This is a genomic window from Sphingomonas sp. Leaf21, from assembly GCF_916858675.1.
Lineage (GTDB): Bacteria > Pseudomonadota > Alphaproteobacteria > Sphingomonadales > Sphingomonadaceae > Sphingomonas.
This window is the reverse complement of record NZ_CAKASM010000003.1, coordinates 164,587-178,513: the sequence shown is the minus strand read 5'-3', so window position 1 is coordinate 178,513 and position 13,927 is coordinate 164,587. Positions and strand designations below refer to the sequence as shown.

11 protein-coding genes are annotated in these 13,927 nt (G+C 66.8%); 2 read left to right on the top strand and 9 right to left on the bottom strand.

All coding sequences use genetic code 11. The annotated features are described in order from the left end of the window. Window positions 1-69: 69 nt before the first annotated feature. Together LRP66_RS04815 and LRP66_RS04810 are read right to left on the bottom strand one after the other, a co-directional pair. The gene (locus LRP66_RS04815; protein WP_443026655.1) at window positions 70-1,668 is read right to left on the bottom strand and encodes a carboxyl transferase domain-containing protein; all 1,599 of its coding nucleotides are present in this window, start codon (window positions 1,666-1,668) and stop codon (window positions 70-72) included. A gap of 139 nt (window positions 1,669-1,807) precedes the next feature. Further along, entirely contained in the window at window positions 1,808-2,974 is a 1,167-nt protein-coding gene (locus LRP66_RS04810) for an acyl-CoA dehydrogenase family protein (protein WP_230481371.1), read from the bottom strand. Between the two features lie 184 nt (window positions 2,975-3,158). On the opposite strand from LRP66_RS04810, the gene LRP66_RS04805 reads away from it, so the two are divergent. Further along, window positions 3,159-5,315, top strand: a complete 2,157-nt coding sequence (locus LRP66_RS04805) for a histidine kinase dimerization/phosphoacceptor domain -containing protein (protein ID WP_230481370.1) — start codon at window positions 3,159-3,161, stop codon at window positions 5,313-5,315. 45 nt (window positions 5,316-5,360) lie between these two features. On the opposite strand, the gene LRP66_RS04800 is transcribed toward LRP66_RS04805, so the two are convergent. The 7 genes from LRP66_RS04800 to rpiA all read right to left on the bottom strand — a co-directional run bounded on the left by LRP66_RS04800 (window position 5,361) and on the right by rpiA (window position 12,467). Further along, a complete protein-coding gene (locus LRP66_RS04800; protein WP_230481369.1) occupies window positions 5,361-5,852 on the bottom strand; it encodes a biliverdin-producing heme oxygenase in 492 nt (163 codons plus the stop codon). Window positions 5,853-5,881: 29 nt separating this feature from the next. After that, the gene (locus LRP66_RS04795) at window positions 5,882-6,628 is read right to left on the bottom strand and encodes an HAD-IIB family hydrolase (protein ID WP_230481368.1); all 747 of its coding nucleotides are present in this window, start codon (window positions 6,626-6,628) and stop codon (window positions 5,882-5,884) included. Continuing rightward, entirely contained in the window at window positions 6,625-7,446 is an 822-nt protein-coding gene (locus LRP66_RS04790; protein WP_230481367.1) for a Cof-type HAD-IIB family hydrolase, read from the bottom strand. Before LRP66_RS04790 ends, LRP66_RS04795 begins: the two co-directional genes overlap by 4 nt. After that, window positions 7,443-8,426, bottom strand: coding sequence for a phosphogluconate dehydrogenase (NAD(+)-dependent, decarboxylating) (gnd, locus tag LRP66_RS04785; RefSeq protein WP_230481366.1), 984 nt, complete (start codon window positions 8,424-8,426; stop codon window positions 7,443-7,445). Before gnd ends, LRP66_RS04790 begins: the two co-directional genes overlap by 4 nt. Window positions 8,427-8,512: 86 nt before the next feature. Next, complete coding sequence (tal, locus tag LRP66_RS04780) at window positions 8,513-9,634, bottom strand: transaldolase (protein WP_230481365.1); 1,122 nt, start codon at window positions 9,632-9,634, stop codon at window positions 8,513-8,515. Then, window positions 9,634-11,721 (bottom strand): transketolase, encoded by a 2,088-nt coding sequence (tkt, locus tag LRP66_RS04775; RefSeq protein ID WP_230481364.1) that lies wholly within the window; start codon window positions 11,719-11,721, stop codon window positions 9,634-9,636. Before tkt ends, tal begins: the two co-directional genes overlap by 1 nt. A 74-nt stretch (window positions 11,722-11,795) precedes the next feature. Further along, a complete protein-coding gene (gene rpiA, locus LRP66_RS04770; protein ID WP_230481363.1) occupies window positions 11,796-12,467 on the bottom strand; it encodes a ribose-5-phosphate isomerase RpiA in 672 nt (223 codons plus the stop codon). Between the two features lie 267 nt (window positions 12,468-12,734). On the opposite strand from rpiA, the gene LRP66_RS04765 reads away from it, so the two are divergent. Continuing rightward, window positions 12,735-13,922 (top strand): efflux RND transporter periplasmic adaptor subunit, encoded by a 1,188-nt coding sequence (locus LRP66_RS04765; protein WP_443026659.1) that lies wholly within the window; start codon window positions 12,735-12,737, stop codon window positions 13,920-13,922. The last annotated feature ends 5 nt before the right edge of the window (window positions 13,923-13,927 follow it).

Below are 13,927 nucleotides of genomic sequence, written 5' to 3'. Positions count from 1 at the left end.
TCCTCCCCAAGCTGTGCTTGGGGAGGGGGACCGCCGCGAAGCGGTGGTGGAGGGGCATCCCCCCGCGCATCACATCCGGAACACCCCGAACCGGGGCGCCTCCGCGATCGGCGCGTTCAGGCACGCGTCCAGCGCCAGCCCCAGCACGTCCCGCGTCTGCGCCGGATCGACGATGCCGTCGTCCCATAGCCGCGCGGTCGCGTACCAGGGATTGCCTTCATCCTCGTAACGCTGGCGGATCGGCGCCTTGAACGCCTCCGCTTCGTCCGGCGTCCAGTTGTCGGCGTCGCGGTGGACCGTCGCCAGCACGCTCGCCGCCTGCTCGCCGCCCATCACGCTGATCCGCGCATTGGGCCAGGTGAACAGGAAGCGGGGCGAATAGGCACGCCCGCACATGCCGTAATTGCCCGCGCCGAAGCTGCCGCCGATCAGGATGGTGATCTTGGGCACCTGCGCCGTCGCCACCGCCGTCACCAGCTTGGCGCCATGCTTGGCGATCCCCTCCGCCTCGTATCGGCCGCCGACCATGAAGCCGGAGATGTTCTGGAGGAACAGCAAGGGGATACGCCGCTGGCAGGCCAGCTCGATGAAATGCGCGCCCTTCTGCGCGCTTTCCGAGAACAAGACGCCGTTATTGGCGAGGATCGCGACCGGCTTGCCATGGACATGCGCGAAGCCACAGACGAGCGACGCGCCGTACAGAGCCTTGAACTCGTGGAACCGCGATCCGTCGACCAGCCGCGCGATCACCTCATGCACGTCATAAGGCGCGCGCACGTCCTGCGGGATCAGGCCGTACAAATCCTCCGCCGGATAGCGCGGTGAGTCGGCCTCGGCCAGGTTGACGTCCGGCATCGCCTGGAGCGGCAGGGTGTCCACGATGTCGCGGACGATCGACAGCGCATGGTCGTCATTCTCCGCGACATGGTCGACCACGCCGGACTTGCGGCCATGGGTATCCGCGCCGCCCAGTTCCTCGGCCGAGATGACTTCGCCCGTCGCCGCCTTCACCAGCGGCGGCCCGGCGAGGAAGATCGTCCCCTGCCCGCGCACGATCACCGTCTCGTCCGACATGGCGGGCACATAGGCCCCGCCCGCCGTACAGCTTCCCATGACGCAGGCGATCTGGGGGATGCCCGCCGCCGACATCTGCGCCTGGTTGAAGAAGATGCGGCCGAAATGCTCGCGATCGGGAAAGACCTCCGCCTGATGCGGCAGGTTCGCACCGCCGCTATCGACCAGATAGATGCATGGCAGCCGGTTCTCGAGCGCGATCTCCTGCGCGCGCAGATGCTTCTTGACGGTCAGCGGGTAATAGGTGCCGCCCTTCACCGTCGCGTCATTGGCGACGATCATCACCTGGCGGCCATGGACCCGGCCGATCCCCGCGATCATCCCGGCGCCGGGGACCGCGTCGTCATACAGGCCGTTGGCGGCGAGCTGGCCGATTTCCAGGAAGGGCGAACCGGCATCCAGCAACTGCTCCACCCGGTCGCGGGGGAGCAGCTTGCCACGCGCGACGTGGCGCTCGCGCGAGGCTTCGCTGCCGCCGAGCCCGGCCCGGGCGACATCGGCGCGCAGCCGGTCGGCCAGCGCGCGGTTGTGTTCGGCGTTGGTACGGAACGCCGCATCGTCGCGCGACATCCGGGAAGACAGAACTGTCCCCATCAATTCCTCCCCATCTCTGATGGGGAGGGGGACCGCCGCGAAGCGGTGGTGGAGGGGCGAGGGGCGAATGCCCCTCCACCACTCGCTACCCGAGCGGTCCCCCTCCCCGAGCACAGCTTGGGGAGGATTGGCGTAAGGCTCATTGCGCCACCTTTTCGAGCTTGCCGATCAACTCGCGACCGATCAGCATCCGGCGAATTTCGTTCGTCCCCGCGCCGATGTCGAGCAGCTTGGCATCGCGTGCGAAGCGTTCGACCGGCCAGTCCTTGGTATAGCCCGCACCGCCCAGCGCCTGGATCGCCTCCAGCGAGACCTTCACCGCATTCTCGCTGGCGAGCAGGATCGCGCCCGCCGCGTCGAACCGGGTGGTCCGCCCGGCGTCGCACGACCGCGCCACCGCATAGACATAGGCGCGGGCCGAATTGAGCGCGACATACATGTCGGCGATCTTCGCCTGGATAAGCTGGAACTCGCCGATCGCCCGGCCGAACTGCCGCCGCTCGCGGACATAGGGGACCACCACGTCGAGGGACGCCTGCATGATGCCGAGCTGAATCCCCGCCAGCACCGCGCGCTCGTAATCGAGCCCGCTCATCAGCACGCCGACGCCACCGTTCACCGGCCCCATCACCTGCGCATCGCCCACGAAACAGTCGTTGAAGACCAGCTCGGAGGTCGGGCTGCCGCGCATGCCCATCTTGTCGATCTTCTGGCCGATCGAAAAGCCCGCCATGTCCTTCTCGATCAGGAAAGCGGTGATGCCCCGGCTTCCCTCGCCCGTCTTGGCATAGACGACCAAGGTATCCGCATAGGGCGCGTTGGTGATCCAGAATTTGGTGCCGTTCAGTACCCAGCCACCCTCGACCTGACGCGCACGCAGCTTCATCGAGACGACGTCGGACCCGGCCGACACTTCGGACATGGCAAGGCTGCCGACATGCTCGCCCGAGATCAGTCCGGGCAGATATTTCGCCTTCTGCTCCGCCGAGCCCCAGCGCCGGATCTGGTTGACGCACAGATTGGAATGCGCGCCGTAGGACAGCCCCAGCGACGCCGACGCGCGCGACACTTCCTCGATGGCGACGACATGTTCGAGATAGCCGAGCCCAAGCCCGCCATCGGCCTCGTCGACGGTGATGCCATGCAGCCCGAGCGCGCCCATTTCGGGCCATATGTCGCGGGGAAACCAGTCCTCCGCGTCCATCCGGGCGGCAAGCGGCGCGATCCGGTCGATCGCGAAACGACGCGTCGCCTCGCGGATCATGTCCGCGCTTTCGCCCAACGCGAAATCGAAATCGTCGATCATGTCCTCTCCAAGCGGCTCTTTGAGTCCGTTGCCCAGCTTTAAACGGATATTACCCAAACGCGCAATCTTCGTTCCGGGATGATACGGTCTATCGGTGCGTTCCGGGATCAAATGGTTGATCCAGGCATTTGCAACTTTACTCGAAACCCGTCATGCGACGGGCGCGAGAGGAATTTTCTACCTGATGGCCAGCCGTCCCGTTGCCACCGATCCAGGCCAGGACATTACCGCCTGCGATCGGGAACCCATTCATATTCCCGGCGCGATCCAGCCCCATGGGCTGTTGCTGGTCGTCGACGCCGCGACGCAGCGGACCGTCGCGGGGGCAGGTGCGATCGAGGAGCGGCTCGCCGCCGACTGGCTGGACCAGCCGCTCGCCGCGCTATTGGGTGACGACGTGGCGCAGATGGTCGCCGCGATGCCGATCGGCCCCGGCTCGGTTGTCGCCGCCATTCCCGTAGAGGGGCTGGCCGAGGCCTTTTCGGTGACCGCGCATCGCGTCGCCGGGGAGCGCATCCTGATCGAGCTGGAGCCCGGCATCGCCGACGCGCCCTGGGGTCGCGGCAGTCCGCTGGCCTGGCTCGACGCCGCCGCCACCAGTTTCGAGCGGACCGGCGACCTGGCGATGCTGTTCGATCGCGCCGCGACGACCTTTCGGATGCTGACCGGGTTCGACCGGGTCATGGTCTATCGCTTCCTCGACGAGGATGCGGGCCGCGTGGTCGCCGAGGCGCGCGCGCCCGAATTGCCGTCCTTCCTCCATCATCACTTCCCGTCCTCGGACATTCCGAAACAGGCGCGCGCGCTCTATGTCCGCAACCGGACGCGCAGCATCCCCGACATCGCCTATACCCCCGCGCCGCTGCGTCCCGCCGGGTTCGAGACGCTGGACCTCAGCGACGTCGCGTTGCGCAGCGTGTCGCCGATCCATCTTCGCTACATGGCCAATATGGGCGTGGCGGCATCGGCGTCGATCTCGATCGTCAAGGACGGCATCCTGTGGGGAATGGTCGCCTGTCACCATTACACCCCCCGCCGCCTGTCCGCCGAGCTGCGCGCCGCCGCCGCCGCGCTCGCCAGCGGCCTCGCCCGCCAGATCCGTGCGCGGGAGGAGGCCGAACTCTACCGCGAGCGGTTGCGCCTGCGCGCGGCGGAGGACGGCATCCTGCCGCGCCTGATCGGCCTGGGCGAGATCGTCCCCGCGATCCGGCGGCTGATGCCCGACATGATGGCGATGCTCGGCGGATCCGGCTTTGCCATCGTCACGGGCGGCAAGGTGCACGAGCATGGCCTCTGCCCGCCGACGCTCGCCACGCTCGACCTCGCCCAGGCGGTGACCGCGCGGAGTGGCGGCGAGCTGTTCGTCACGCACGAACTGTCGGCGGCCTTTCCCATGAGTGCCCCGCTCGCCTCGACCGCCAGCGGGCTGCTCGCGCTGCCGCTGATCGATGGCGGCATCACCCTGCTATGGTTCCGCGCCGAGCAGGTCGAGGAAGTGGAGTGGGCGGGCAATCCGCACAAGTCGGTGGCGCTCACCCCCGACGCTACGCTGACCCCGCGCGCCTCGTTCGAAAGCTGGCGCGAAACGGTTCGTGGCCGGTCGCGCCGCTGGACGATGGAAGAGGTCGAATCCGCGCATCGGCTTCGTCGCGCGCTGCACGACGCATCGCAGAACCAGAGGCTGCGCGGCCTCAACACCGCGTTGCAGCGGACGCTGGACGACAAGGACGCCCTGCTCCAGCAGAAGGACGTGCTGATGAAGGAGGTGGATCACCGGGTCCAGAACAGCCTTCAGCTCGTGTCCTCCTTCCTGTCGCTCCAGGCGAAGGCGGCGAATGATCCGCGTGTGCGCGAGCAGTTGCAGGAGGCGCAGGCGCGCCTCTCGGCGGTGGCGCTGGTCCACCGACGGCTGTACCGCGACGACCAGATCCAGACGGTCGACCTTGCCCGCTATCTCGAGGATCTGGTCGGCGACATGCGCCAGTCGCTGGGCCGCGACTGGTCGGCGATGATGCGACTGGACCTGACGCCGGTGCTGATGCCGACCGATCGTGCGGTCAATCTGGGGCTGGTCACGACCGAGCTGATCATCAACGCCACCAAATATGCCTATGACGGCGCGGCGGGGCCGGTGACCATCACGCTCGAGCAATATGGCAACCGGCTGCGGCTGATCGTCGCGGACGAGGGGCGCGGAAAGAGCGACGACGAGATCGGCGAAGGTCGCGGCTTCGGCAGCCGGATGATGGCGGCGATGATGCAGCGCCTGTCGGGTACGATTGAATATGACAACAACCAGCCGGGCCTGCGCGCGATCGTGATCGCCCCGATCGCGGATTGATCGGCTTCGGGCGGAGGGATTCCCCTGGCCTTCGCCGCCAACGACCTAAGCGGCCCGCCCGTAGAGCGCGAACACCCGCTCGGCCGCCGACACCGCGCGCGCGATCCAGTCGTCGTCACCAGCCGCCGAGTCCAGCGCCAGGCGAAAGTCGCGCCACTCCCCCGGGCCGAACCCCGATTCGAGATAGGCCCTGGGCAACTGCTCACCCACTTGCCGCGCCAGCATCACGCCGCCCAGCCGCGATCCCTCGGTAACGTAGAGCGCGCCCCAGCGCGCGGCATCGTCATCGGGCAGATCGAACGCCAGCGGTTCGGGCATGTCCCGCCCCAGCGCGGACAGATCCGCCGCCAGTGCCGCGCGGCGGGAGCGCCAGGGAAATGCGATCCCCTTCCCGGCCAGCCAGGCCTCGACCGGCGGCAGCGCGCGGGCATGGGCGATCAGGAAGGCGGTGTAGCCCTCCCGATCGTCCAACCGATACTGCCCATAGGCGGCATCCACCGCCTCGTGCGCGGGGGTCGTCCGCGCGCGCAGGATCATCGATGCGCGCGCGTCGCCCCCTGCGTCATTCACTTCAGACAGGCGACGATCCCCGCGATGACCGCCAGCGTCTCTTCCGGATCGCGGACGCGCACCGTGTCGAGGCCCAGTTCCTTGGCGGGGTAGTCGTTGCCGCCCGGGAAGATCGCGTCGCCGATGAACATCATGTCATCGAGCGGAATGCCGCTCGCGTCGCGCAGCTTCTTGAGGCCATAAGCCTTGTCGACGCCCTCGCGGGTGATGTCGATCGAGGTCGCGCCGCCCATGTTGATCGACAGGCCCGGCAGGCGCTGCTTGAGATCGGCCTGGATGACCTTGCGCTTCTCGAACTTGGGATCCCAATGTTCCTTGGCATCGATCGGCGCCTGCTGGCCGAGTGCCGAGAAGGTGATCTGGCTGCCGCGATCCTCGATCCGCTCGCCCCAGGTCTGCTCGGGCACGAAGCCGGTCGCTTCCAGCGAGGCGTCGAATGCCTCGAGGATCTTCGCCTTGGTCGCATCGTCGAACAGCTCGGCGTAGACGGTCGTCCAGCTACCGTCCTGATAGGTGTAGAGCTTGGTTCCCGTGGTCGGCATCAGCCACAGCTTGCTGCGGTCGGCGCGCTCCGGCAGGCGGCTGGCCACCTGCTTGTCGAATTGCGGCCAGTCGCCACCCGAGATCACCGCGACATGCGCGACGTCGAGCAGGTCGGCCAGCGCCTCTCCCATCGGATCGCCAAGCGGCTGTTTGCTCTCGGCCAGCGTACCGTCGAGGTCGAACGCAACCAGTTGCTTCATGAAGGCACTCCGATTCTGGGCATGATGATATGATCGATGGCATGGGCCACGCCGTCGTCCGCGTTGGAACGGGTGTGTACCGACACCTGCTCCTTAACAGCATCGGGCGCATTGGCCATGACGATCGGCAGGCCGGCGCGTCTCAACATGGGAAGATCATTGGCCTGATCGCCGAGCACCGCCACCTGCGACAATGGAACTCCGAACGCCTTCGCGAGTGTCTCGACTCCGTCGCCCTTGTTCGCCTTCGATGCGGTGACGTCGAGATAATAGGTCTGCGACTGGGCGATCGTCGCCGCCTCGCCATGCTTGGCGTTGGCGCGGTCGAGCAGCCCGCGCAACAATTCGGCATCGTCGCTGACCAGCGTGATCTTGTCGACCTTGTCGGCCAGCCTTGCGAAGTCCTGCGTGATCTCCGGTTCCTGCGACGAGGCCTTGCGCTCATGCTCGACATGGGTGCCCTCGCCGCTGCTGGCGTACCAGCGATCATCGGCGAAGACCCAGATGGCGACGGGCTTGTCCGCCGCCATGGCCAGCACGTCGTTCACCACCTCCGCCGGAACGCGGAACCGCGCGTCGATCGCGCCGTCGCGCCCGAACACGGTGCCGCCGTTGAACGCCCCGATCGGCGCGTCGATCGCCAGTTCGTCCGCCAGCCAGCCCAGGCCCGAGCGGGGCCGGGCGCTGATGATGGTGAAGCCGACCCCCGCCGCCTCCAGCCGCTTGACGGCGGCGACGGTGGCGGCGCGGAGCTTCTTGTCCGGATCGACGAGCGTGCCGTCGACGTCCGATACGACCAGCCGGATGGGCTCGCTCATTGCGGGATTTCGGTGTGGCCGCCAAAGCCGAAGCGCATCGCCGACAACACCTTGTCGCCGTACGTGTGCTCGATCCGGCTGCGATAGCGCGCGAAGAGCGAGGCGGTCAGGACGTTGGCGGGGACCTTCTCCTCCATCGCGGCATCGATCGTCCACTGTCCCTCGCCCGAATCCGCGACATGGCCGGAGAACTGCTCCAGCATCTCGTCCTTCGCCAGCGCGATCGCGGTCAGGTCGAGGAGCCAGGAGGAGATCACGCTGCCGCGACGCCAGACTTCGGCGATATCGGTAAGGTTGAGGTCGAAGCGCTCGTCCTCGGGCAGCTTGTCGCTGTTCTTCGACTTCAGGATATCGAAGCCCTCGGCATAGGCCTGCATCAGGCCATATTCGATGCCGTTGTGGATCATCTTGACGAAGTGCCCCGCACCGGCGGGGCCCGCATGGATATACCCCTTTTCGGCACGCTGATCGACCTTGGCGGCGACGCGGCCCGGCGTGCGGACAATGTCGCCCAGACCGGGGGCCAGCGCGTCGAAGATCGGGTCGAGATGATCGATCGTCTCGTCATCGCCGCCGATCATCATGCAATAGCCGCGCTCCAGACCCCAGACGCCGCCCGAGGTACCGACGTCGACATAATGGATGCCCTGTTCGGCCAGCATCTTCGACCGACGGATATCGTCCTTGTAGAAACTGTTGCCGCCATCGATGACGACGTCGCCGTCCTTGGCGAGCTTGGCGATTTCCGCGATCGTGTCCTCGGTCGGACCACCGGCGGGCAGCATCACCCACCAGATCGCCTTTTCGGCGAGCTTGGTGGCCATGTCCTCCAGCCCCGTGGCGGCTTCGGCGCCGTCGGCGGCGAGCTTCTGCACCGCCTCGTCGCTGCGATCCCAGGCCACCACCTGATGCCCCGCCTGCATCAGGCGGCGTGCGATATTGCCACCCATGCGGCCAAGGCCGACCAGACCGATCTTCATGCGGGAACTCCGTTACTGTCGTTACAAAGAGAGGGGCTGCAAAGAGAAAGGCCCCCTCCCCGCTTTGGGGAGGGGGCCCGCCGGGATCAGGCCGCCGGCTGCTTCTTGCCGATCGCGCCGAGCAGGTCGTCGAACGCCTTGACGAAGGAGGCGACCCCCTCCGCGACCAGCGTGTCGGTGACGCCGTCCAGGTCCAGGCCCAGCCGCTCGGCCTCGGCCAACACATGCTTGGCCTCGTCGATGTCGGCGGTCAGCGTATCGGCCACCGTGCCATGATCGCGGAAGGCGTCCATCGTCTTGGGCGGCATGGTGTTGACCGTGTCCGGCCCGATGAGCGTGTCGATATAGAGCGTGTCCGGGAAGGACGGATCCTTGGTGCCCGTCGACGCCCAGAGCAGCCGCTGCGGCTGGGCACCCTTGGCGGCCAGCGCCTGCCAGCGGTCGGACTTCAGGAAGTTCAGATACCATTGATAGGCCATCTTGGCGTTGGCAATGGCGACCTTGCCGCGCACGGCCTTCAACGCATCGGCCTCGGCATCACCGGCGGCGATGCGATCGTCGATCTTCTTGTCGATCGCCGAGTCGATGCGGCTGACGAAGAAGCTGGCGACGCTGGCGATCCGATCGATCGGCTGCCCGGCCTTCACCCGCTCTTCGAGCCCGGCGGCATAGGCCTCCGCCACCTTGATATAGGCGGCCTGCGAGAAGAGCAGCGTCACGTTGACGTTGATCCCCTTGACGATCGTCGCCGAAATCGCCGGAGCACCCGCATCGGTGCCGGGGATCTTGATCATCAGGTTGGGGCGATCGACCGCGTGCCAAAGCTTCTCGGCCTCGGCGATGGTCGCGTCGGTGTCGTCGGCGATATAGGGCGACACCTCCAGGCTGACATAGCCGTCCTTGGCGTCGAGCTTGTCATAGACGGGCTTGAGCGTTTCCGCCGCCGCCTTGATGTCCTGGATCGCCAGATGCTCGTAACGGTCGATCGTCGCCGCGCCGGGATTTTCCTTGTCGAAGGCGGCGAGCGTCGCGTCATAGGCGTCGCCATGCCCCATCGCCTTTTCGAAGATCGACGGGTTGGAGGTGACACCGGTCAGCCCGTCCTCGGCGACGAGCTTTTCCAGGCCCTTCGCCTCGAGGAACTTGCGATCGACGAAATCGAGCCAGGGGGCGCAGCCCTTGGCGCCCAGTTCCGACAGCTTGCTCATCACTTGGTCTCCAGCATTTCGCGGGCCACCTTCACGACATTGTCGTGGGTGAAACCGAACTTGTCCTGCAACTTGGCGAGCGGTGCCGACGCGCCGAAGGTCGACATGGTGACCGTCCGCCCCTCGAACCCGACATAGCGGTCCCAGCCCATCGACCCGGCCTGCTCGACCGCCAGCCGCTTGGTGACGGCGCGCGGCAGGACGCTTTCCTTGTAGGCCGCATCCTGCAACTCGAACCGATACCAGCTCGGCAGCGAGACGACGCGGACCTTCCGCCCTTCCGCCTTCAGCGTCTCATAGGCGTCCGTCACCAGCGACAGTTCCGAGCCCGTCGCAATCAGGATCAGGTCGGGCGTGCCGTCGCAATCGGCGAGCACATAGCCGCCCTTCTTCACGCCCGAGGCAGCCGCGTACTTGCCGCGATCCAGCGTCGGCAACGCCTGGCGCGAGAAGATCAGCGCGGTCGGGTGGCTGGCCGACTCGATGGCGCAGCGCCACGCCTCGGCGACCTCGTTCGCGTCGCCCGGCCGGATGGTATCGAGGCCGGGGATCGCGCGCAGCGTCGCCAGATGCTCGATCGGCTGGTGGGTCGGACCGTCCTCGCCCACGCCGATCGAGTCGTGCGTGAAGACGAACACCGCGCCGATCTCCATGATCGCGGCGAGGCGGATCGGCGCGCGCATATAGTCGGAGAAGACCAGGAAGGTCGCGCCGTAGGAACGCAGATGCGATAGCGCCATGCCGTCCACGATCGCGCCCATCGAATGCTCGCGCACGCCGAAATGCATGTTGCGACCGTCATAGCTGCCCGCCTGGAACGAGCCGCCATCCTTGATGAGCGTCTTGGTCGACGGCGCGAGGTCGGCCGAGCCGCCGATCAGCCACGGCACCTTGGCGGCGATGGCATTCTGCACCTTGCCGCCCGAGTCGCGGCTGGCGATGCCCTTGGCATCGGTCTCGAACACCGGAATATTGGCGTCCCAGCCTTCCGGCAGCGTGTCGGCGAGCATCGCGTCGAGTTCGGCGGCGAGCTCGGGATAGGCCGCGCGATACTTGTCGACCATCGCGACCCATTCGTCGCGCAGCGGCTTGCCGCGCTTCTCGATCGCGCCCTGAAAGGCCTCGCGCACGCCGTCGGGGACCAGGAACCTGGCGTCCTCGGGCCAGCCATAGGCCTTCTTGGTCGCACGGATCGCATCGTCGCCCAGCGGCTCGCCATGCGCCTTCTCGCTGCCCGCCTTGGGGCTGCCATAGCCGATCACCGACTTCACCACGATGAAGGTCGGCTTGTCGGTCGTCGCCTTGAAATTGTCGAGCGCGGCGGTCAGCGCGCCCACGTCGTTCGCGTCGTCGACGTGAAGGACGTTCCAGCCATAGGCCTCGAACCGCTTGCCCACATCCTCGTCGAACGCGATGTCGGTGCCGCCCTCGATCGAGATATGGTTCGAATCGTAGATCCAGCAGAGGTTCGAAAGCTTGAGGTGTCCGGCGGTCGAGGCGGCCTCGGACGCGACGCCCTCCATCATGTCGCCGTCGCCGCAGACGACATAGACATCATGGTCGAAGACCGGAAAACCCTCGCGGTTGAAGTGCGCCGCCAGCCAGCGCTCGGCGATCGCCATGCCGACCGAATTGCCGCAGCCCGCGCCCAGCGGACCGGTCGTCGTCTCGACGCCGGTGGTGTGGCGATATTCGGGATGACCCGGCGTCTTGGAATTGAGCTGGCGGAAACCCTTCAGGTCTTCGAGGCTGAGCGCGGGCTTGCCCGACTTCTTGCCGTCCGCGTCGATCTCCTCGATCCCCGCCAGGTGGATCAGCGAGTAGAGCAGCATCGAGGCATGGCCGACCGACAGGACGAAGCGGTCGCGATTGGGCCAGTCCGCATGTGCGGGATCGTAGCGCAGGAACTTCGACCAGACGGTGTGACCGACCGGTGCCAGCGCCATGGGCGTGCCGGGATGGCCCGAATTGGCCTGCTGCACCGCGTCCATCGACAGGGTGCGAATGGTGTCGATGGTCAGTCGCTCGATCGACCCGTCTTCGTGCAGATGGGTATCGGCCACGGCGTGGGTGGTGGCATCGGTCATGGAGTCTGGCCTCATCCTTGTCTTATGCGATCGAACGCCTCCGCGCTCGCTCTGGTTGCCATGCGCGTCCGGCCTTAGCGCGGGTTCCGTCCCCGTTCCAGCCGGGTAACGATCCCGTTATCCGCAATATAGGCGGCATCGATTTCACGCAGAAACAGACCATGCCCGACAACGCCTGGTATCGCTACCAAAGAATCCGCCAGCGCGATCAAGGCGGTGTCGTCCCAGCCATGGCCATCAATCACGATATTGCCATTGTCCGTCCGATAGTCCGGCCGCTCGACCAGGCGAACGAAGTGGTTCGCGAGCTGCCCCATGACATAGCGCCGCGCGAATGGCAGGACCTCGACCGGCAGGGCCACGCCGCCGAGCCGTGTCGCCCGCTTGGAGCCGTCGGCGATGACGATCATCCGGGTGGCGGCATCCGCGACCACCTTTTCCCGCAGCATCGCCCCGCCCGCGCCCTTCACCGCGTGAAGCCGCGCGTCGATCGCATCGGCGCCGTCGATCGCGATATCGATCCGCGCCACCTCGGCGAAATCCCGAACCGCAAGGCCCAGCGATTCCGCCATGGTCGCGCTTGCCACGGACGTCGCGACCGTCTCGATCCGCAGACGACGGTCCGCCAGCGCGGCAATGGCATGTGCCGCCGTCGAGCCCGTTCCCAGGCCCACCAGCATGTCGTCGCATACCTCTTGCACCGCGGCGGTGGCGGCAAGGCGCTTGTCGGCGTCCCGATCGTTCATGTGCATCCAGAAATGCTTCAGGACCGCAAAGGCTCCCGGCCGTGCAATTTTGCGGCGGCGCGACAAATTGCGACAAATAAGGCATCGCGGAATAGGCCATCAACGCTTGCCTTTTCCAACTTAACTTGTGCAATTTGACATGAGACAGCAACGTTTGCCCGGATCGCGCATTGACGCGCGAGCCGGGTTCCCGCTCGGCATTTCAGGCAGGTGGACGATTTGAACTTTCCAGGCTTTCGCGGGCGCCGGGCGCTTGCCGGTACGGCCATGGTACTGGCGCTGGTGACCATGTCGGGGTGTGGCGGCGGCGACAAGGGCGGTGCGGCCAAGGGTCAGGCCGGTGGGCAGCAACAGACGCCGACCGTCGGCTATGTGACGGTGCAGCCGACCAATGCCCCGATCGTGACCGAACTGGCCGCGCGAACCACCGCCTTCGAAAGCTCCGACGTCCGCCCGCAGGTGACCGGTATCATCCGCCGCCGCTTCTTCACCGAAGGCTCGCTGGTGAAGCGCGGCCAGCCGCTCTACGAAATCGACCCGCGCCTGTATCGCGCCTCGGTGAACCAGGCCGCCGCCAATCTGCAGAGTGCGCAGGCCAATGCCGAGGCGACCCGCACGCTCGCCGAACGCTACCGCCCGCTGGCGCAGATCGAGGCGATCTCGAAGCAGGACTATACCAATGCGCAGGCTTCCGCCCGGCAGGCGGCGGCTCAGGTCGCACAGACCCGCGCCGCGCTGGACACCGCGCGGGTCAATCTGCAATTCACCACCGTCCCCGCCCCGATCAGCGGGCGGATCGGCCGTTCGCTCTTCACCGTCGGCGCGCTGGTCAGCGCCAGCCAGACCGATCCGCTGGCCCAGATCCAGCGGCTCGACCCGATCTTCGTCGACATCCAGCAATCGGCCGCCGACCTGCTCTCGCTTCGCCGCAGCCTGTCGGCGCGCGACGGCCTGATCCCCGCCAGCGCGCGGGTCTCGCTGCGGCTGGAGGACGGCACCGACTATGGCCAGACCGGCACGGTCGAGTTCGCCGAAGCGGTAGTCGATCCGCAGACCGGCACGGTCACGCTGCGCGCGCGCTTCCCCAACGGCCAGGGGCTCTTGCTGCCCGGCATGTTCGTGCGCGCGCGCTTCGCACAGGCGATCGACACCAGCGCCTATCTGGTGCCGCAGCAGGCGATCGCCCGCGATCCGAAGGGCAATGCGACGCTGTTCGTCGTCGGCCAGGACGACAAGGTGCAGCAGCGCACGGTCAAGGCAGAACGCACGCAGGGCGCCTTCTGGGTCGTCACGGACGGGCTGAAGCCCGGCGACCGGATCGTGACCCAGGGCCTCGCCAATCTGCGTGCGGGCCAGAGCGTGAAGGCGGTGCCCGCCAACACCCCGCAAAAGGTCCAGCCGCCCTCGCCCGAACAGATGAAGAAGATGCAAGCCGCCAAGGGCAAGGCGGGCTGACGGAG

Coding starts and splice junctions, on each gene's coding strand:
- LRP66_RS04790 (WP_230481367.1), bottom strand. CDS start 7,446: ATGAGCGAGCCCATCCGGCTGGTCGTATCGGACGTCGACGGCACGCTC.
- LRP66_RS04815 (WP_443026655.1), bottom strand. CDS start 1,668: ATGGGGACAGTTCTGTCTTCCCGGATGTCGCGCGACGATGCGGCGTTC.
- LRP66_RS04810 (WP_230481371.1), bottom strand. CDS start 2,974: ATGATCGACGATTTCGATTTCGCGTTGGGCGAAAGCGCGGACATGATC.
- tkt (WP_230481364.1), bottom strand. CDS start 11,721: ATGACCGATGCCACCACCCACGCCGTGGCCGATACCCATCTGCACGAA.
- LRP66_RS04800 (WP_230481369.1), bottom strand. CDS start 5,852: ATGATCCTGCGCGCGCGGACGACCCCCGCGCACGAGGCGGTGGATGCC.
- rpiA (WP_230481363.1), bottom strand. CDS start 12,467: ATGAACGATCGGGACGCCGACAAGCGCCTTGCCGCCACCGCCGCGGTG.
- LRP66_RS04765 (WP_443026659.1), top strand. CDS start 12,735: ATGGTACTGGCGCTGGTGACCATGTCGGGGTGTGGCGGCGGCGACAAG.
- LRP66_RS04805 (WP_230481370.1), top strand. CDS start 3,159: ATGGCCAGCCGTCCCGTTGCCACCGATCCAGGCCAGGACATTACCGCC.
- LRP66_RS04795 (WP_230481368.1), bottom strand. CDS start 6,628: ATGAAGCAACTGGTTGCGTTCGACCTCGACGGTACGCTGGCCGAGAGC.
- gnd (WP_230481366.1), bottom strand. CDS start 8,426: ATGAAGATCGGTCTGGTCGGCCTTGGCCGCATGGGTGGCAATATCGCA.
- tal (WP_230481365.1), bottom strand. CDS start 9,634: ATGAGCAAGCTGTCGGAACTGGGCGCCAAGGGCTGCGCCCCCTGGCTC.